The following is a 19603-nucleotide window of genomic DNA, read 5'->3' on the forward strand; positions in this document are numbered from 1 at the left end:
ATTAAGCAGGGTCATTAATAGCAGGTGCATTTTTAGGTGCAGTTACTAAATAATTTTCGCTAGATGTAGTTTTGTTTGCTGTTTTGTAAATACCTTTTAAAACCTTTTTAGTAATCACACCAAACGCGTTAAGTCCTTCAAAATAAGCACCTTCATCGTTTGATAAATCACCTAAAGAACCCGCATTAGCTGCAAGCACCTTGCGTCCCTCCGCTGCTGCGAAGTCCGCTCCAATAATAGCCTCGTAATCTCTTAAGAAAGGATTTGCTTTAATAACATATCCACCAATTGTCGATACTCCATATTGTCCTAATTCATAAGAAACATCCACACGGTTTCCAATCATTCCGGCCTGTGCAATTTTGTCAAATAATCTTGGTTTTACGTGAATTACAATGTTTTCACGATCAATTAAATCAATCCCTTGCTCTGCATCATAAAGCTCAGTAATCTCAGTAGCTAAATCAACAATTTTTGAATAGATTTCGTTTGCCGGTTTGGTTGTTCAATCAAACGCTTCCGCTGCATTTTCAGATTTGATAGCTTGCTCTAATTGCTCAAATCCAGAACGTTCACAAGCTCTCGCGAAAGTTTTTAGCATTAATTCTAATTTTGACGATGCTGCTGCAACTTTTCCTAAAGTTTTCTCCGCCGCTGTATAAGCTTCATACATTTTAAATGGTTGGTTTCAATTTACTACCACTGGAGCTGATACTCTAAATTTTCCAGGTGTTCCTGCTCCTACACCAGTTTTTAAGCTAATAGCAGGAATTTGCAATCTTTGGACTTGGATACCTAATTCGTTAGTGGTTAAGGTTCTAACTCCTTTTGTAAAGTCTCCTAATAGCGAACGATCTGAAACCATCGCCATTAATAATGCTCCTTGTTGTTCATTTAATGTTAATTTTTTTCCGGTTGTTCCAGCACTCGCAACTTGAAATTGCGACGCTGTTAATTTTTTAAGTGTAATGTCTGCCATATTTCTCCTAATTTCTTACGTAAACCCCGTTAATGATCTTTCCTTGAATGTTTGGTGATTCGTTGGTTAATTCTACTTTTTCGGTTGGGGTTTCTTGAATATTGATGTCTCAACTATTTTTATTAGCTTGTTTTAAAATTGAATTTCTTACATCTTTAATATCAATGTCATTAAAATCTAATTCATTAAAAACATCTTTATTTTTGAAATCGATAGTATCAAAAATATTTTTAATTAAGTCTCGTTTTTGTTCATTAAGATTTTGGATTTCTTTTTCCTTGTTAGCTAATTTCGAATGAATGTACTTCTCTAGTTCTTCCTTTGTTTGAAATAAACCATATACATCCAAACCTTTAAGGACGTTTTTGATATCTTGTGCGTTTTCAATTTCTAAAGCTTTTAAAAATTCTGAATAGTCAATATTTAATTTGTTTGCTATTTTCTCTAAAAATAACATAAAAATTTTCCTTTCTTTGACGCGTTAATTCGTCATTTGATTAAAATCAAAAATAGATTTTATAGTGGTCTTTTGTTGCTTTTGGTAAGGGGAAAGCTCATTCATTACCTAGAGAAACAAAAGGACCTTGTAAACTTATAAAAGCATCTTCTAATCACAAACCTTTTATTTCAATTTTTCCTAATTCTTTAAAATATTTATTCGGTTCAAAACTTATGTGTGTGTAGCGATTTGGATCGTTTATTACTTCATTTTCTAATAGATATTTTTGAAATCCCGCAGCGTTGTGAAAAATTGGCATAGTGTTAAGTTGTCAGGTTCCGATTTTTTTAGATGCTTTTTTAACAGTTACTAAAAAAACATATTTTCAACCAGTATGTTGTCTTATAGGATAATAAGTATCATGGTTGAATTCTCACTCTTCTGACAAAAAAAGCATATTTTTTTAATTCTTCTTCTTTTATCGGAACATCACCACTCGCTAAAAGTCTTTTAACTTCTTCAGCAGTTGGTTGGACTTTGTCTTTTTTTGTTATAACAATTCTTCTGACTTCAGTAGGAGACTCTATTGTTTTTGTTTCTTTTAATTTACCGGTTAGATTTTTAATTTTTTCTGCTTCTAATGGCAGAAAATAAACGTAATTAAATGTTTTAGATAAATTGTTAAAGTCTAAAGGGTTTTGCGAAATGTTTTGCGGTTCTTCATTTCAATTATTAATGGGAAAAGATAAACAAGAATTTAAGAACGAAAATGTACCATTATTAAAAAAAGCGGTTTGGGCAATAGAAAAAGAAAAATCTATTTTTTCGCTTGTTCATTCAGTTTCTTCAAAAACATAATTAGGATTTATTTCTTTTCCTAACATTTCTATTATTTCTCTATTACGTTTGGATAACGGTTTCCCTCTAGTTACTTTTGTTGACAATGAAAGAAGAGAAGACGCGGTATATAATTTAAAATCATTTTTCTCATAAAAAGCAATTAAATAAAGGTATTGAGCTGCTTTATGTTCGTCAGTTAAACCACCTTTAAAAGCGTATGAACTTTTTATATGACTTGAAAGCATTAATATAACTTGTTTAAACTTTATATATAAATCTCGCTCCTCTAATAATTCTAATTTTGATAGCATTTTTCTTACAATTCAATCGTTTAAATCTTGTAAATTTGTTATATTTCCGTTATTTAAAAATCATGTCGCTTTTTCTTCGTCGGTAAAACCTGCGAATCCACTTTGAAACAGACGAGTATTTTCTAGAAGTTTAAAAATTGTTTGCTCCACTTCGCTTGCAAGTTCACTCGGGCCTAAAAAGTTTTTTAACTGAAAAGCTTGGTCACTTGCATTAGTATTATGTAAAACTTCATTCATGTTAGGGTTATTGTTCGCGTCTAAACTTCAAAAATAATAAGAATCGTAATTTTCATTATTTTTTAATGTATTAACAATAACTGGAATTAATTTTTTTCGATTAAGTTCGGTCGTCCCTAAATCGTCTCAAGGTTTATAAAGTTCTGCAGACTCGTGTTGACTTATATTTATAGCGGAAATTAGTGAACTTGGTTTGAATCCAAACGTTATTTTTTTAATTAATTCAATATCAAAATTTGAATTTATTGTCGGTACCATAAAAAGTTTTAATTTTAAATTTTGTAATTCAGGCAGTGTGTCAAAAGTTTTTAAGGTGACCTTGTATCACCCTTCATAACCTTGCAATTCATCGTAACCTAACATATCGATTTGAGTAACAGGCTCTGCATTAGAAACATATAAAAAAGCATTAAGGGGGACTTCAATAGGTACATTTGAACCATTTCAATTATCATAAAAAAATTTTCTTGGCATATAAAGAGAAAAAATATTCTTTCTCTCAACGTGTATGCCAAATGGACATAAAGCTTCAATTGTCAAACTATATGTTAATGATTGAATCCCTTGCTCATTCGTTTTAAAAGTTGGTTCATAATTTTTAGACAAAATAATAAAAACGTTTTCGTGTCTTTTATATGTAAAACCCTCGTAATTTTGTGGTCTAACAAATGCAAAATTATAACCATCTTCTTTAAAGGTAAGGTCTGTTCAACTTCGCAAAGAAAAAGAACTAACTGGCATCTCCTGATGGGCTTGATGTTCGTCAAAAAAATCTTGAGTTAATCATTCTTCTACTCCAGTTTGATTTACATTTTTCGAAGAATCATATTTTAAATTCATTTTTTACCTGCTTCATTTATAGTTTGTGCTGCGTTAGGGTTGGTAATGTTGACACCGTTTTGATTAGCTTGCAATTTGTTAGCTTGCTCATCAAGTCATTTGCTTGAACCAACTACCATTACATCAATTTTTGCGATTTGGTTAAATATAAATTCACAAATTAAGAGCATCAGTTTTTTATAATAAATTTGACGTAAATTCGCTTTACTTTCAATAAGATCTTCAAAATCTGAATTTAGCCCTTGTACTTCTGCGGTATGCATGTTTTTCGTTCCATAATCAGAACTATCTTTTTTAGATTGCAATGAGCTTTTAATTCATGTTTTAATGTTTTCAATTGTCTGCAAAATAGGGAGTGCTTGCGTATTTGCTTGGTGAATATCAAAAGTGCTTCCGTTTGTCATTCTAGTCTCGTATGTGCTAGACTTAATTAAACGATCAGTATCTAATGAAAACATTGCACGAGTTGTCTTTTCTCCTGCACTTCCTTTTTGGTTTGAAATGATTTCTGGAATAGGAAGCGAATAAAATACATCTAGAAGCAAACTCTCAAGCTTAACGTTTAACAATTCAAAAAACTCATCATTAACTTTTTGAATATCACTTCTTGCATTAGCGTCATTTTTAAAAATAACGTAAGGGATTTTTTTAGATTGTTTGTATTCGTATTTTTGACCGGTTATTTTTTCTAAATCATGCACTTCGTTTTTTGATTTAATAAGAACTCTTTTATTAATCTTATCGCTTTTATCTGATACATCCCATTCTTCAAAATTTTCTAAATCGCTTGGATTGTTATTATCATCATTTTCGATATGTACAGTTAATTTAGTTAATTCATTATTTTCATCAGTTTCATAACGCACTACATTTGCAAGAACAATACGGCCATTTTGACGGATACCTAATGCTTGAATACCTTGCTTATATAACTTGTATTCCATTTTTTGGATTAACTCCAAAAACCCTTGTTGATCTAAAAAGTCACGTAACTGTTGCGTTAGTTGTTCATTGTCTAATACCGTGACTTTTGGAGTATCAGTTGCTAAACTAATAACTTGAACATTAGCACCGTCTTCTAAAAATTGTGTTTTTGAGTCTGGTTTGGTATATTTACCATCTTTATATAACCCGTCACGTGGGGCGTGACCTTTCAATTCGCTCATGAATCTCACGTATATATCTGCTGAATTAAGTGACATATTATTCCCTTTCTAGATTTTCATAAATCTTAAATAATTGGATTTTATAAATATATGAGCATGCATTTTCAAATGCATTGATAAAGTCGTATATTTTAGGGTTAACAGTTTCGTCCCTTTTCTTTTCGTTTGGTGGTATAAATTGATTGGCTAAATTGTCAAATAATTTTAATGTTTGCTGCGTTGGAACTACCTTTATCAATTTATTTAATAAGATAGATTTTATCCACTCTTGACGGTTTAGAATTCCAAAGGTTTCGCTTTTGGTATCTTTTCGTATAGCCATCAAAGCACTAATATCATTATTATTTTGACGTTCTAGTTCAATGTTTAACATTTCCATAATTATGTCGTTATCTGTTAAAACTAACGAATTAAAATTCGTATTATTAAAATCTCAATTTATAACCCGCATTGGACGGTTTAAAACTTCTTTAATTCTTTGGTTACTTTCGTTCATTAATTGAATTAAAACCTTATTTATGTCGTTTCTGCTCGGTTTGGTCTTAAATAATTTTTTAAGGTCTTCAACCCCGTCAATAATTCAAATATTCGCATCTTCATCAATAGCGACACGCACTCAACTCGCGTTGTCGCTTTTACCGGGATCAAAACCGTCAAAAATACCGTTTATCGTTCCGTTTAATAAAGCGTTTTCGAAATCTGCTTCACTAACTAACTCGATATTTTCGGTTAGTTGTCCAGACTCATTATAAATATAAGGTCTTAAATAAAAGTTATCTTGATTTTTGGGGTCTTTGAATGCAAAACCAGCAACGGTTATAACTCATAAACGATAATTCTTTTGTTTAAGTGCTTCGAATTGTTTGAGCTGCACGTTTGAAATTTCCTTTTTTGGGATGAAAAATTTACTATACATTGAAACGATTAGACCTAAATTCTCTTCAAAGGTTTCTAAATCTTTTTGTATAAAAGTTTTTTCAGTCAACTCATTAATTACATCATTATTGATTTGTCCGCTTTCATTAACAAAAGGAATAGCGTGTATATGAAAATTATTAATTAGGAAATGGTCAGTGGTAAAAATGTTATAAAAGAATTTAATTTTTAATTTAAACCCGTCCGGTGCTGGGTTTCTTAAAATTGTGTTAGCCATTAAGAGTGGTATTTTTTCTTCTTGAAGTTCATATAACTCACGAAGTTGAAAGGTGGTTTTTCCCGAATCGTTAGGGTCTTCAATTGGCTCATCAATTACTAATTCACCAAAACGGAATGAATTTTTTGGTAATGTAATTCCTTGAAATGCTTGTGTTTTTTCAAAGTTTTGGAATAAAACACATCTACCAGCTCCACCATCGTCATAATTTCAATATAATCCCGTTTCAGTAATGACGATATAAGGACGATAATCCAAGTCGTAAACTTCAGCTAAAAAGTCTAATACTTTGCTAAACATTGGCCGCAAAGTATTTTTAATATGGTTATATTGATTACGGCACCAAACAGAACAAAATATTTTTTCATTAACTAAACGATAAATAGTAATAATTGCACCACTAAAAGATTTAGAGACTCCTTTTGCTCCTGTATGAATCTCATAAAACGAGTCAGATTTAAAAGCTTCAAACATTGGGTTTTTGTCGCTGTCGGTATAGTGTACCGCTTTATATAAAGTTTCTTCTGTAAAGATAGGGGGTTCTAAAAGTTCGATTTTAGGCATTTTATAAATTTGTTAAATCTAAATCGCTAGATTCCTTTACGTTAAATTTTTCCACTTGAATCGGTCCCCTACCTTTTTGCGGAGATAATAAAGCTTCGTCGTAAGGTATTTTTTTAATTTCTTGGTTCGCTTGTTCATATGTTAACTCTTGCGGTTCGTTAAAATTAACTTCCTTAGTGAATATAAATTCGTTGCTATTAGTTTCAATATATCTGATTAGATTAAAGTGATATTTATAATAGACATTCATTAACGAAATAAAAGCGTTCAAAATAGAATCCAAAGGCTCAACTTTTTCACGTAGGTTAAATCTCATATAATCAGTAATTAATTTAACTGAATTCACGAAATCTCTTAATAATTTTGGATATGTAGGTTTATAGTTGATTTGAAAACTTGAGACGTTATACGTATTTTTAATATCACTTAAAAATTGATTTCATCTACCAATATGCTCAAAAACATTTGTTATTATCGATTGTGCTTGGTCGGTGACTTCAAAGGAGTCTCCTAATTCTCCAACACCTTTAATAATTCGAATTGCTTTAGTATTAATTTCGTTATTAAATTGTCCAGCTTGAATTAATATCGTATTTAATTCGGAGTTTATCATCTTGCTAATTTCATCTAATGTTTTCGCGGTATTTGGACGGTCCGAATCTCTTACTGGTTCAAATTTCAAAATATTAGGATGAATTATCGTCATAAATGTCTTGTCGGTTTCCTTACTATATGAAATATTTAAGGTTCCTAAGATTTCAATTTTGTCACCATTAATTGCGTTAAGCTTTTTAAACTTTTCTACTTCCTTACCGCTAAAGGTCACAAAAAGGTAAGTGCTTTTATTTGTATTTATTGGTAAGTTATGTATTAAAATTCTTGTTCATTCACCTCCGTTTTGATAAAGTCCGTCGGTGATTTTTTTAATTGCACCCTCAACTCTGACGGTGACAGCATTGATAGCAGTATATTCTGTTGAGTTGATTAATTTAGTTGTTTCCATTAAGATCCTTTCCAATTGGTTCTAAAAATTTGTTAATACGCGGCATGAATAATAAAGGGAAAACGTCGCCACTTTTTCCATTTCGATTTTTCGCGATTTTGACATTTAAAAACCGTTCACCGTTTTCGTTTTCTCCGTTGTTATAAATTAAAAAAACTACATCTGAATCCTGCTCAATGGTTCCACTCTCACGTAAGTCATATAAATCTGGTTCTTGTTTTTTATTTTTTGCGCTTTCACGAGAAAGTTGTGACAGTAGAAAGATATTGATATTAAGCTTTTTAGCTTCTTCCTTTAATATTTGCGTTATGTGAGCTATCTGGTCATATTTGGATTTAGATTTTATCTCGGTTCTTAAGATTTGAAGATGGTCGATACAAATACCGTTGATTTTGATGTTTTGATTCACAAAATTTTTAATAACTTGGACAATTTGCTCAAGATTATAAGTTTCGTCAATAATCCATAAATTTCCACGTCTACATTTCTCTAATAATTTTGAGAATTCGTTTTCTTGCTCTGGTGATAATTGTTTGGTTCGCAATTTATATCGCCATTGATAAATTGATGATATTGGTGCATGCATATTCTTAGACATTAACCGATTAACTAGCTCAGCGTTTGTCATCTCTAGCGAAAAATATAAAAATATTCCATTATCATCATTTGTATTTATTGCAATATTGTCGATTATATTTAAAGCTAACGCCGTTTTACCTGTTCCGGTCCGTCCACCTAAGACGACCAATTGACCTTTTTGCATTCCGTTAGCAATTTGGTCGATAAAGTAAAAATTGGTTTTTTCTAATTTCTCATTAAATTTCATTTCTCCATTTTTGAAGTCTTCGATCAGCTCCGTAACTGACTTAAAACCTTGTTTATTTTGCATACTGTTTTTTCCTTTTATTTTTTTGCTTTAGATTAAATAAATTTCGGTATCAATTTTTTTTCGGGGGTATATTTGACCTAAAAAATAACAAAATAAAAACAAACCTAATAAAATGGTTTGTTTCATCGAAAAATGATTGAAAAACTCCAAGCACTCTATATATAGAGTGTTGGGGTTTTGAAAAAGTATCTATAACTGAAATTTCATAATTTAATTTATTTTTTTATTTGTTATATATAATAAATTTATGTTATGCTAAAGAAAAAGATTAAGAGAAGAAAAAGAAGATTTTGAATTTTAACTATTTCTAATTTAAAAAGAGGTAAATACATTCAAATTGGATATTTAAGATAAAAAGGTCCTAAATTTTCTGTTAGAACTGGTTTAGGTTACGCTCATACGTTTGAAAAATATCAAAAAGATGCAGTTAAAAAAATTAGAAAATTTGTTAGACATATACCAATATCAGTAGAAGTTGACGAGCTTTTAAAATTGGTAAAAGAGAAATTTTTAAATAATGATGTAATTCTTTATCAATATTATGAAAAGCATATTGGATTTCAATTGGTTTGTGACTTTTTGAATCATTTTGACATTTTTAATGATCCTGAACAACTGAAGCTAAATAACATAAATACAGCTATGAAAAATCAAATTAATTTGTTTGTTCAAAAACAAATTAATTTCTCTAATCGTTCTAAAATTCCTCAAATTCATAATAATAAAACAGATTCTTATCTTTCTTTATTCAAACTTTTTGATTATCTTTTTAAAAACAAAGATGAAATATTAAGAAGGTTAAATACTTTTCTCGCAAATAAACAAAAAAGTCAACTGAATATATTCTGATATGAAACACAAGTTACTGATTTTCAAACGTTTAGCGAACCAATAATAGAAAAATTAAACTTCGAAGAGAATTTTTCATATAATCAGGAAAATAAAATTATTGTTGTTGCGACAAACGAAAACAACATTCCTGTGAATTATAAAATTTTCGATCGTACAAGCTACAGTTTTAACGATTTAATGTATTTTATTTCTCAAACTCAAGAAATATTTAAAATTCAAGATGTTACTATAGTAGGTGATCGAAAATTATTAAAACCAGAAAATATTAAATTAGTTCAAGAAAAAGGATGAAATTATATCCTTTCTTATAGATTAAATTTTGCAAACGAAGAATTTAAAAACTCTATTTTAAATACTGTTAATCTCGAAAAACTTTTGAAGTTAAATAAAGTTAGACGAATTTTTACAAGCGAATTAATGAAAAATGAACGAGGAATTTTATCCCGCAAAATCGTTGCTTTTCTTCCTTTGCAAATTCAAAAAAATAGAGAATTTAGAAAGAAAATAATTGACAATTACTGTAAAAATCTCGAAAATACAAATTTTGATTTAACAAAAAATAATAATGAACTTACATTAATTGAACAAGATAAAAAGTGTGACGGTCTTTATGTTTATGAGAGCAATATTAAAGATGTTGATGATTTAAAAATTGCATATTGATACTCAAGAAAAAATCAAGCTAAAGATGATTTAATATTCTTTGAATTGAATCTATTATTAAAACCAAATTATTTTGAAAATCTAAATCAAATTGATGGTTTTGTTCTTTTATGTTTATTAAATTCTTTCTTTTTCAAATTCTTGACTTTCAAAGTTAATGAGGTTATGAAATTCACTCGTAAAGAAAAATTTACAGAAGAAAGATTATTTAATATTGTTACAAATGTAAAACAAATTGATGAGCTATTTGATGATAAGCTTGAAAGAGTTATCGACTGAGAAAATCAAGATATTAAACAAAGTTGAAAAGACTATTATTTACTTCAAAATGTGTTAAATAAACTTAAATCAGAGTCATAATCTGAATAGTTTATTTTTCATTTTAAAAAGACTTGTCATATCAAAAATTCAATTACATACTTAATAAAAAAATACTTTTTTATATAATTTATATACTTATTAAAATAGGAGAAATATGGCACGTTTTATTGATGAAGTTTATATACAATTAAAGGCTGGAAAAGGTGGTGATGGAATGATTTCTTTCCGTCGCGAAGCGCATGTGGACAAAGGTGGACCTGATGGTGGAGATGGTGGTCGCGGTGGTAATATTTATTTCGTTGCTGATCCGGGAAAAAACACTTTATTAAGCTTTTACAAAAGCAAACATATTACTGCAAAAGACGGTATTAAAGGTGGACCAAAAAACTTATATGGTGCCAACGCCGAAGATACTTACATTAAGGTACCAGTTGGTACTTTAGTTTATAACAAAAACAAATTGGTCGCTGATATTATTGAAGAAAACAAACCTTATCTAGTTGCAGCCGGTGGTAAAGGTGGACGTGGAAATACAAAATTCAAAACTTCACGTAATACTGCTCCACGTATTTGTGAAAATGGTTTACCTGGGGAAAAATACGAAGCAAGAATTGTTCTAAAAATTCTATCTGATGTTGGTGTTGTAGGAAAACCAAGTGCGGGAAAAAGTACTTTTTTATCTGTAATTTCTAATGCAAAAGCAAAAATTGCCGATTATGATTTTACTACATTAGTACCACAATTAGGAATGGTTGAATACCATGAAAATTCATTCACTGTAGCCGATTTACCGGGATTAATTAAGGGTGCTAGTTTAGGTAAAGGTTTGGGAATTCAATTTTTAAAACACATTGAACGTTGTCGTGTTATTGCTCACATTATTGATTTTGGATCAGAAGAAAAGAATCCAATTGAAGATTATGAAGTAATTAATAATGAATTAAAAAACTATGATTTAAAACTTGAGAAAAAAACACAAGTTATCATTGCAAATAAGAGCGATTTACCAAGTTTTGAAAAGCATTTTGAAGAATTTAGTCAAAAATATCCAGATTTAAAAGTAATTAAGATTTCTGCAATCAATAAAGAAAATATTAATTCTGTAAAAGATGCATTATGAAATGCAATTATTGAAAATAAAGCTACACCAGTTGAAGAACAAGAAGATCCTGAAATTACTATTGAATACGAACCGGACTACGAAATTTCAATCCCATACCGGGGACACTTTGAAATTACTGGTAAAAAAGTTGAAGAGTTGTATCACAAAATTCCATTAAACAGTTACGACAACTTATTGCGTTTTAATAATATTTTGAAAAAAATCGGTGTTTGGGACGAATTAATTAAAAACGACATTGCCCCAGGGGACACTGTCAGAATTTACGGTTACGAATTCCAATGAGAGGACGAAGAATAATTTATGTTTAACAAAGTTAAAGGTACAATTGACTATGATTTTTCACGTGAATCTGTAAAAAATCAAATGTACGAAAAATTTAGAAAAATAGTGGTTAATGCTGGATATAGAATGGTTGAAACCCCTATTCTTGAAAGTGCTAGCTTGTTTAAAAGAGCAGTAGAAAATAGCGAAATCGCAAACAAAGAAATGTATGAATTTTTAGATAAAGGTGATCGTTCAATCGTTTTAAGACCAGAGGGGACAGCTTCGTTTGTACGCGCTTATGTAGAAAATAAATGATTCTCATATGCTGCTCAATTCCAAAAATTCGCTTACTTTGGTCCGATGTTTCGTTACGAACAACCTCAAAAAGGTCGTTATAGACAATTTTACCAAGCTGGAATTGAATTTATTGGTGAAAAAGATCCTTACAAAGATTTTGAGGTGATTAAATTGGCTCATGAGTTTTTATATAACTATCGTAAAGGTCTTTCAGTATCTTTAAAAATCAATTCAATTGGTGATAAAGATTCTCGTGAGAATTATGAAAAAGCTCTTTACGACTTTTTAATCAAACATAAATCTGAATTATCAGAAAACTCTCAACAAAGATTAAAAGATAAAAAAGTATTGCGTATTTTGGATGACAAAGTCGATTCTAAATTAGAATTCATGAAAAAAGCTCCACGAATTTCTGATTATCTTTCGCAAGAAAGTTATGATTATTTTAATTCTTTAATCGAATTATTGAATGAACAAAATATCGATTTCGAGATTGATTTGTCTTTAGTGCGGGGACTTGATTATTATGATGAAATAGTATTCGAATTCGAAGTGCAAAACAAAAAGAGTGCTAAGTCAGCCGTTATTGGTGGTGGTAGATATTCGAACTTAATCGCTGAAATTGGTGGACCACAAGTTTCAAGTATTGGTTTTGGAATTGGGATTGACCGTATCATCGACATTTTACAAGATGATCAAACATTTTATAAAAAATTAAGTAGTTATGAACGTGAATGTTCATTTTACATTAGTTTTGAAGATGAAAAAAATAAAAATTCTTTATTTAATTTATATATAGATCTACATGTTTTCATGGCAAATGTTGAATCAATTAATTATGCTGATAACAACGTTAGATATCCAATTATTTTTGAATACAGTAAAAAGAAAAAAAACAAAGCTTTCGATATTGTTAAAAAGATTAATCCAATGTTCTGAATTTATGACCAAGGCGATTTTGCTGTTATTCACAATTTAGTTAATGATAAAAAAACTAAAATTAATCTAAATGATGAAACTTTAGAAGATAAAGAATTATTATACAGCGCTATAGACTTTTTAGAAGTTTTCCAATATAAATCTGAAGCTTTAGAAGAAGAAAAAATGTCAGAACTTGATGATGAGGAATAATTATATGAATAAATCAATTAATAATAACCAACTTAGATTAACCAACATTGGGGAAACTGTGACACTTTATGGTTGAGTCGCAAATAAAAGAAAATTCGGAGAATTGAACTTTGTGGACTTGCGGGACCGTTACGGGGTAACTCAACTAGTTTTCAAAGAGCAAATTCATTTTTCAAAAGAATCAGTCTTAGAAGTTACAGGTTTAGTCGCAGAACGTAAAGATAAAAATCCCAACTTAAACACCGGGGACATTGAAGTTATTGTTCAAGAATACAAAGTACTCTCAACCGCTAATGAATTACCTTTTTCAATTCGTGATGACATTGAAGTCAAAGAAGATTTAAGATTAAAATATCGTTTCTTAGACTTAAGAAGACCAATTATGCAAAAAGGAATTATTCTAAAGAACCAAATTTTTCAAGGGATGCGTGAATTCCTACAATCAAATGACTTTTTAGAATTAGAAACCCCTATTTTGGCTAAAGCGACCCCAGAGGGGGCACGTGACTTTTTAGTTCCAACACGTAACTATGATCAATTTTGAGCATTACCACAATCTCCACAATTATTTAAACAATTATTAATGGTATCTGGATTTGAACGTTACTACCAATTTGCTAGATGTTTCCGTGATGAAGATTCAAGAAAAGACCGTCAACCTGAATTTACACAATTAGACATCGAGGTTAGTTTCTTAAGTGTTGAAAAATTCCAAGAAATTATCGAAAAAATGTTTCAACACTTTATGCGTAAAATTGGGATTGAAATTCAAATTCCTTTTCAAAGATTAAATTTTGACGACTGTATTCGTTTATATGGTAGTGACAAACCAGATTTAAGATTTGATAAAACAATTGATGATATTGATTTCTTTTGTGCTAATAGCGACTTTAATATTATTAAAGACAAACCATCAAAAAGACTACTTCACATTGATGAAATTATTTCAAAATCAGAATTTAAGAAATTAGAAGAAATCGCTAAGAAAAACAAAGTAAAATCACTATTTTACTTTACTTATGATCAACAAATTCAATCAACTAACTTCGCAAACAAAGTTCCTGAAGCAGTTGAAGAATTATTAAAATCCAAAAATTATCAATCAGGTACCTATTTAATAGTTGCAGATAAATATGAAAACGCTTCTCAAGCATTAGGTGCTTTGCGTGTTGAATTAAATAGTTGATATAACTGAGCTCGTGACGAGTACAATTTCTCATGAATCGTAAATTGACCAATGTTTGAATATGATGAAGAAAATGATAGTTGACAAGCTGCACACCATCCATTTACTCAATTTGATAATACTTTAGAAGAATTAGAAACTTTACCACGTGAAAAAATTCGTGCAAAAAGCTATGACTTAGTTCTTAATGGTTTTGAATTAGGTTCTGGCTCAGCCAGAATTTACGACAAACAAATTCAAGAAAGAATGTTCAATCTAATTGGTATGGACGCTAAACAACAACAAGAAAAATTCGGTTTCTTCTTAAAAGCATTTGATTATGGTATTCCACCACACTGTGGGATTGGTTTAGGTATGGACCGTTTAGTGATGATTTTATCAAACAATAAAACTATTCGTGATGTTATTCCGTTTCCAAAAAACGCAAAAAATCAAGACGTCTTTACCGAAGCACCGAGCTCAATTGCACCTGAACAACTTCAAGAGTTGTTTATCAAAAAAGACAAATTCGAATAATTTAAGAAATGCGTAAAAAATGCGCGTTTCTTTTTATTTTCTTATTCGCTTAGTTGAATGTTTGATAAAATTAATTAATATAAATAAATTCGTTCTTTGAAAGGAAAATAATATGTCTCGATTTTTTAATTTTTTAAACAAACCTAATGAAATTTTGAACAATTTTTTTGAACAGAAAAGGCGAAAAAATAATTTTTATCGAATCTTAATTAATTCTGTGTCTTTTTCAATATCAGATATCATTTTATCTTCCTTTTTAATAGCGATGTATTTGATATTAAAAGCAATTTTAACTTTTACTCCTTTAAGAATAATTAACATCAGTTTCGAATATATTTTTTATATTATTGTCGCTTTTTTTCTTACTTTAATACCTGCAATGATTACTGCTTTTCTGTGTGATTTTCTGAGTCTGTTTATCTCCGGAACAATCGGAACTTATCACTGAGTCTATGCTATTACACCGCTTTTAGTTACTTTGTGTGCATTTATTTTCTTTAGCTTACTTCGCTCAAAATATAAATGAATCAAATTACTTTTACCATCAATTGTTATGGTGCTATCAACCTTGCTTTTCGCTGTGGTATTAGCAAAACAAATCAGTTTAATCGATTTTGAAAAAAGTACCTTGATTACAATTTCAAAGACTTTTGTTTTTACAAAAGTTAGTTATTGAGTTTTGATCATCTTTTTCATATTATTCACACTTCTGACTATTTCTGTTTGTTTATTATCATTTTTTGCTCATAAAAAACAAAATAAGAAGTTGAATTATATTGCTATTTCAATCTCAATTGTTGTATTAATAATTGTCGTTTTCCGCTGAATTTACGGACCATATGCATACATTACTTTTTATAATTACATTAATTCAATGAAAGAACCACGTAGATTCAAAACAATAGGGACTGATTATTTAATTTGAATGTACCGCTTTATGTTTAAATCACTTTTTACTATTCCTATTTATGTACTAATTTTAGCCCCTCTAATGGTACCTTTCGCAATTTTAAGAGACCAATATTACGTATCGAATTATCAAAATAAATATTAAGGAGACATTATGTCTAACGCACCAAAATTGAAAAATAGAAGAAAACTAAGAAAAGAGCTTGTTCAAGTTGTTTATAGTTTTATGTTGTTTAATGAAAAAGTTAACCACTTAAGAGCTTTTGAAGAATTTGATTTTTTAGATCGTGAACAAATTGAATTTTTAAAATATCTCGAAAATAACCAACAATTTTTCCAAAATTTAATTATTAAATTTTGTGACCAAAATTGACCATGAGATAGAATTGATCCAGTTGTTCGTGCAATTTTATTGGTTGCTTGTGTTGAGTTTTTCAGAATTTCACAACCAAAAATAGTAATTAATGAAGCAATCGAAATGGTTAAAAGTTTCTTTATCCCAGAATCATTGGAAGTGAATAAATATGCTAAATTTGTAAATGCTGTTTTACAAAACATCTATAAATTATTGGTAATTTATGAATCAAAAGAACTTGCTAAACAACAAAAATAAAAAAAATACATTTTATTATTTTCGTAATTCGAAATTCTTTAAAAAAATAAAACGTATTTATTATTTGACAATTTATAATTTCAAAACTTCTTGATATCATAAGGCTTTTGAGTTATCACAAAATTTCTTTCAAATTAACAATTTAGCAGTAATTGATTATAAAACTTTCCAAAAAAATCTTAAAATCAATTCCAAACGAAGCTGAAACATATCAATTCGAGAGTCGATCAAAGTGTTTTCAAACAAAGAAAATGAAGAACTATTAAAAAACTTTTTTATTTTTTTTATTTTACAAGTTTATAAGAAGTTTTACAAACGGAAAATTTATAGTCGTGTTTTTCGTAACAATCCTTATTTTAAGTCAAAAACAAAATATGACCATATTGATTTAGACCATGTGAAAAGAAAATACTATTATAAATTCTTAAAGAATATTGAAAATACACCTAATCATAATGAGTACATTATCAAGTTGTTAAAAATTCTAAACTAGAAAGGTCAATATTAATTATGGATAATTCTAAAATTCGAAGTCAATTTCCAATACTTAAAAACATAACTTATTTTGATTCGGCAGCTTTAGTTCTTAAACCCCAATGTGCAATTGATAGTTCAAATGAGTTTTATACAAATTTTTCAATTTCTTCACGTACACAAGACACTCCACTTGGTAACTTTATCAATCAAAAAGTACACGAAACCAGACAAAAAACAGCAGATTTAATTGATGCTCAAAATGACGAAATAATTTTTACTAGCGGGACCACTCAATCTTTAAACACTTTAGCTCAAATGTTAGGGCCAATTGTGAATACAGATGATGTGATTTTGTTAAGTTCGTACAATCACAGTTCAAACATGATTCCTTGAATTGAACTTGCAAAAGCTAAGAAAGCGAAAATCATTTTTTCTGAAAATATTGAAAAAGACATCAATCCAAAGGTTAAAATCGTTGCACTTGCACAAGAGACTAACAATTTTAATGTTAATTTTGATATCAAGAAAATTTATCAAAAATGTTTAGAAAATGATGCTTTACTCATAAATGATGCAGCTCAATCCATTGCACATGAAAAATCATCCTTAAAATATGCACATGCTTTGGTATTTAGTACCAATAAATTATATGGACCAACCGGTTTAGGAGTTTTAGCAATTAAAAAACAATTACTTGCACAAATTAAACCTGTCGAGTACGGTGGTGGGACACTTAGTGCAATTGATCAAAATGCTAATTGGACACCTAAAAAAGGGATTCAAATTTATGAACCCGGTACACAAAACTTAGCTGGAATATTTATGTTTAATTCATCATTGGATTTCTTAAATACTGTAGGTTACGAACAAACGCAAGAAATATTAAAAGAATTAAGTTTATATTTGCATCAAGAATTAAAGAAAATAGAGAATGTTGAAATTTACACTGCCCCCGGGGACAGCATCACTTTAATTAATGTCAAAAACGTTAACGCTCAAGATGTCGCAACATATTTAGGGACTAAAAATATTTATACAATTGCCGGTATTTTTTGTGCTCCATACTTACGCAATATTCAATCACAACATTCTTTTTTAAGAATTTCACTTGGAATTTATAATACTTTCGAAGATATTGATAAATTAATAAAAGAACTTAAGGAAGGTGGTGATTTTTATGCATTTTAATCCCAATCAAGCACGAGAAATTATTATGAATAACTATAGTTATGTATTAAAAAATAAAACAATTTTAAATCAACCAACTACAGTTTATTCAGATTCTTGTGCGGACACATTAATGTACGAAATTACTACTCAAGACGAACACATTAGTAAAATTGATTTTAATGCAAAAGGTTGTGCAATTTTTTTAGCATCAACAAAAATCTTATTCGACTTAATTCAAAACAAGAGTTTTGAAGAAGCATTAAAAATTATTGAATTGTTTCAAATTTTTGTAAACCAACAAAGAGAATTAAATGATGAAGAATTGTCACAAATTAGTGATTTATGAGTATTTTACAATGTCAAAACTCATCTTAATCGAGTAAATTGTGCATTAGTTTCTGCAAATGAAATTAAATCAAAACTTATCTAATAAATTTATTTTTCATGTTGATTTTGATTCGTACTTTGTTAGTGTTGAACGTAAATTAAATCCTAAATTAAAAAACAAACCTGTTGGTATTGCTGCTAATTCAATTAAAGGTGCCGTCACTTCAGTAAGTTACGAACTAAAAAACAAAGGTATTAAGATAACAGATAAAGTCTACCACGTGCGTCAAATTGTCCCAGATGTGGTTATTGTAGAACCACATTTTAAAGAGTACAGAAATTTATCGAGTCAAATTTTTAATTTTGTTGCTCAAAATTATTGTAAAAAAATCGAAGTAGCTTCAATTGATGAATTTTACTTGGACGTAAGTGAAATTGTAAGCGATACCCAGGGGGCGATTCAGTTAGCAAAAAAAATTCAGCAACATATATTAAAGAAATTTGATATTCCTTGTACCATTGGGATTTCACATACTAAATTTCTTGCTAAAATGACCACCAACTGCTTTAAACCTTTTGGTTTAGAATACACCAGTTTTGATCAAATCTTAACTAAATTTGGCAATTTAGACCTTAATAAGGTACACGGAATTGGTAACAAAACCGCTCAAAAATTGAACGAACATGGTTATTACAAATATTCAGATTTGTACCAAAAAAACATTAGTTTTGAAAAAATCAATAATATTTTAGGAGCACATGGAAACAAATTGCTTGACGATATTAATGGTTATGGACGTGCGGTTGTGGATAATTCACTGCATGAATTTAAAAGCATTGGACATGAAGTAACAATGGATCCAGAATTTTTTTATTCCTGAGAGGGGACAACTCAAATTTTAAAAGATTTGTGTGACAAAGTTTCTTTGCGTCTAAAAAATCGTAACTTGGCTGGGGACGTTGTTGTTGTATTGGTGCGTTCTTTTGAGAAAAAGTGACAAATTAAACAACATAAAATTGATCATTTTATTTATGAAGCGAATGATATTTATAAACATGCTTTACCAATCTTAAGTGAACTTTATTTTGATGATAATTTTTTAGGTGTCGGTGTGCGAGTCACAAATTTACAGAACATCAACATTATTAATAAACAATTAAATCTTTTTGATAATTTTCAAAAAGATAGGAATAAAATTAGTGATATATTAGCATCAGTCGCTCAACAAGTCGGAATCGGAAATGTGACTCGATTATCTGAATTAAAGAGCAAAAATAAACAAAAAAACGTTCAAAATTTCTTTTTAGAAGATGATTTTTTTGAAGAATAAGG

17 protein-coding genes are annotated in these 19603 nt (G+C 29.4%); 9 read left to right on the plus strand and 8 right to left on the minus strand.

Annotation, left to right across the window (positions count from 1 at the left end; translation table 4 throughout):
* Window position 1: 1 nt before the first annotated feature.
* Genes BLA55_RS02445 through BLA55_RS02480 form a run of 8 tightly spaced genes read right to left on the minus strand, consistent with a single transcriptional unit; the run spans window position 2 to window position 8421 of the window.
* A complete protein-coding gene (locus tag BLA55_RS02445; protein WP_073372507.1) occupies window positions 2-979 on the minus strand; it encodes a hypothetical protein in 978 nt (325 codons plus the stop codon).
* A gap of 7 nt (window positions 980-986) precedes the next feature.
* The gene (locus tag BLA55_RS02450) at window positions 987-1436 is read right to left on the minus strand and encodes a hypothetical protein (protein ID WP_073372508.1); all 450 of its coding nucleotides are present in this window, start codon (window positions 1434-1436) and stop codon (window positions 987-989) included.
* Window positions 1437-1476: 40 nt separating this feature from the next.
* Window positions 1477-1737, minus strand: coding sequence for a hypothetical protein (locus tag BLA55_RS02455; RefSeq protein ID WP_073372509.1), 261 nt, complete (start codon window positions 1735-1737; stop codon window positions 1477-1479).
* A gap of 40 nt (window positions 1738-1777) precedes the next feature.
* Window positions 1778-3646, minus strand: a complete 1869-nt coding sequence (locus BLA55_RS02460; protein WP_073372510.1) for a hypothetical protein — start codon at window positions 3644-3646, stop codon at window positions 1778-1780.
* Window positions 3637-4812, minus strand: coding sequence for a hypothetical protein (locus tag BLA55_RS02465; RefSeq protein ID WP_157089912.1), 1176 nt, complete (start codon window positions 4810-4812; stop codon window positions 3637-3639). The genes BLA55_RS02460 and BLA55_RS02465 overlap by 10 nt, the downstream gene beginning before the upstream one ends.
* A gap of 37 nt (window positions 4813-4849) precedes the next feature.
* On the minus strand, window positions 4850-6529 hold the full coding sequence (locus tag BLA55_RS02470; RefSeq protein ID WP_073372512.1) for a hypothetical protein: 1680 nt from the start codon (window positions 6527-6529) through the stop codon (window positions 4850-4852).
* A 1-nt stretch (window position 6530) separates the two neighbouring features.
* Window positions 6531-7532, minus strand: coding sequence for a hypothetical protein (locus tag BLA55_RS02475; protein ID WP_073372513.1), 1002 nt, complete (start codon window positions 7530-7532; stop codon window positions 6531-6533).
* Entirely contained in the window at window positions 7519-8421 is a 903-nt protein-coding gene (locus BLA55_RS02480) for a DnaB-like helicase C-terminal domain-containing protein (RefSeq protein ID WP_073372514.1), read from the minus strand. Before BLA55_RS02480 ends, BLA55_RS02475 begins: the two co-directional genes overlap by 14 nt.
* Before the next feature lie 492 nt (window positions 8422-8913).
* Between BLA55_RS02480 and BLA55_RS02485 the strand changes: the two genes are divergently transcribed.
* The 9 genes from BLA55_RS02485 to BLA55_RS02530 all read left to right on the plus strand — a co-directional run bounded on the left by BLA55_RS02485 (window position 8914) and on the right by BLA55_RS02530 (window position 19601).
* Window positions 8914-10296, plus strand: coding sequence for a transposase (locus tag BLA55_RS02485; protein WP_073372515.1), 1383 nt, complete (start codon window positions 8914-8916; stop codon window positions 10294-10296).
* A 115-nt stretch (window positions 10297-10411) separates the two neighbouring features.
* Entirely contained in the window at window positions 10412-11677 is a 1266-nt protein-coding gene (gene obgE, locus BLA55_RS02490) for a GTPase ObgE (protein ID WP_073372516.1), read from the plus strand.
* A gap of 3 nt (window positions 11678-11680) precedes the next feature.
* On the plus strand, window positions 11681-13072 hold the full coding sequence (hisS, locus tag BLA55_RS02495; RefSeq protein WP_073372517.1) for a histidine--tRNA ligase: 1392 nt from the start codon (window positions 11681-11683) through the stop codon (window positions 13070-13072).
* Between the two features lie 4 nt (window positions 13073-13076).
* A complete protein-coding gene (aspS, locus tag BLA55_RS02500) occupies window positions 13077-14774 on the plus strand; it encodes an aspartate--tRNA ligase (RefSeq protein WP_073372518.1) in 1698 nt (565 codons plus the stop codon).
* A gap of 265 nt (window positions 14775-15039) precedes the next feature.
* Window positions 15040-15828 carry a hypothetical protein gene (locus BLA55_RS02505; protein WP_157089913.1) on the plus strand — a complete coding sequence of 263 codons (789 nt, stop codon included), beginning with the start codon at window positions 15040-15042 and terminating at the stop codon, window positions 15826-15828.
* 9 nt (window positions 15829-15837) lie between these two features.
* Entirely contained in the window at window positions 15838-16296 is a 459-nt protein-coding gene (locus BLA55_RS02510; RefSeq protein WP_073372520.1) for a transcription antitermination protein NusB, read from the plus strand.
* A 510-nt stretch (window positions 16297-16806) separates the two neighbouring features.
* Window positions 16807-17961, plus strand: coding sequence for an aminotransferase class V-fold PLP-dependent enzyme (locus BLA55_RS02520; RefSeq protein ID WP_073372522.1), 1155 nt, complete (start codon window positions 16807-16809; stop codon window positions 17959-17961).
* A gap of 25 nt (window positions 17962-17986) precedes the next feature.
* Window positions 17987-18373 (plus strand): iron-sulfur cluster assembly scaffold protein, encoded by a 387-nt coding sequence (locus tag BLA55_RS02525; RefSeq protein WP_167542431.1) that lies wholly within the window; start codon window positions 17987-17989, stop codon window positions 18371-18373.
* Window positions 18348-19601, plus strand: coding sequence for a Y-family DNA polymerase (locus BLA55_RS02530; RefSeq protein ID WP_073372524.1), 1254 nt, complete (start codon window positions 18348-18350; stop codon window positions 19599-19601). The genes BLA55_RS02525 and BLA55_RS02530 overlap by 26 nt, the downstream gene beginning before the upstream one ends.
* The last annotated feature ends 2 nt before the right edge of the window (window positions 19602-19603 follow it).

The sequence above is a fragment of the Mycoplasmopsis pullorum genome, from assembly GCF_001900245.1.
In the GTDB taxonomy this organism is placed as follows: domain Bacteria; phylum Bacillota_I; class Bacilli_A; order Mycoplasmatales; family Metamycoplasmataceae; genus Mycoplasmopsis; species Mycoplasmopsis pullorum.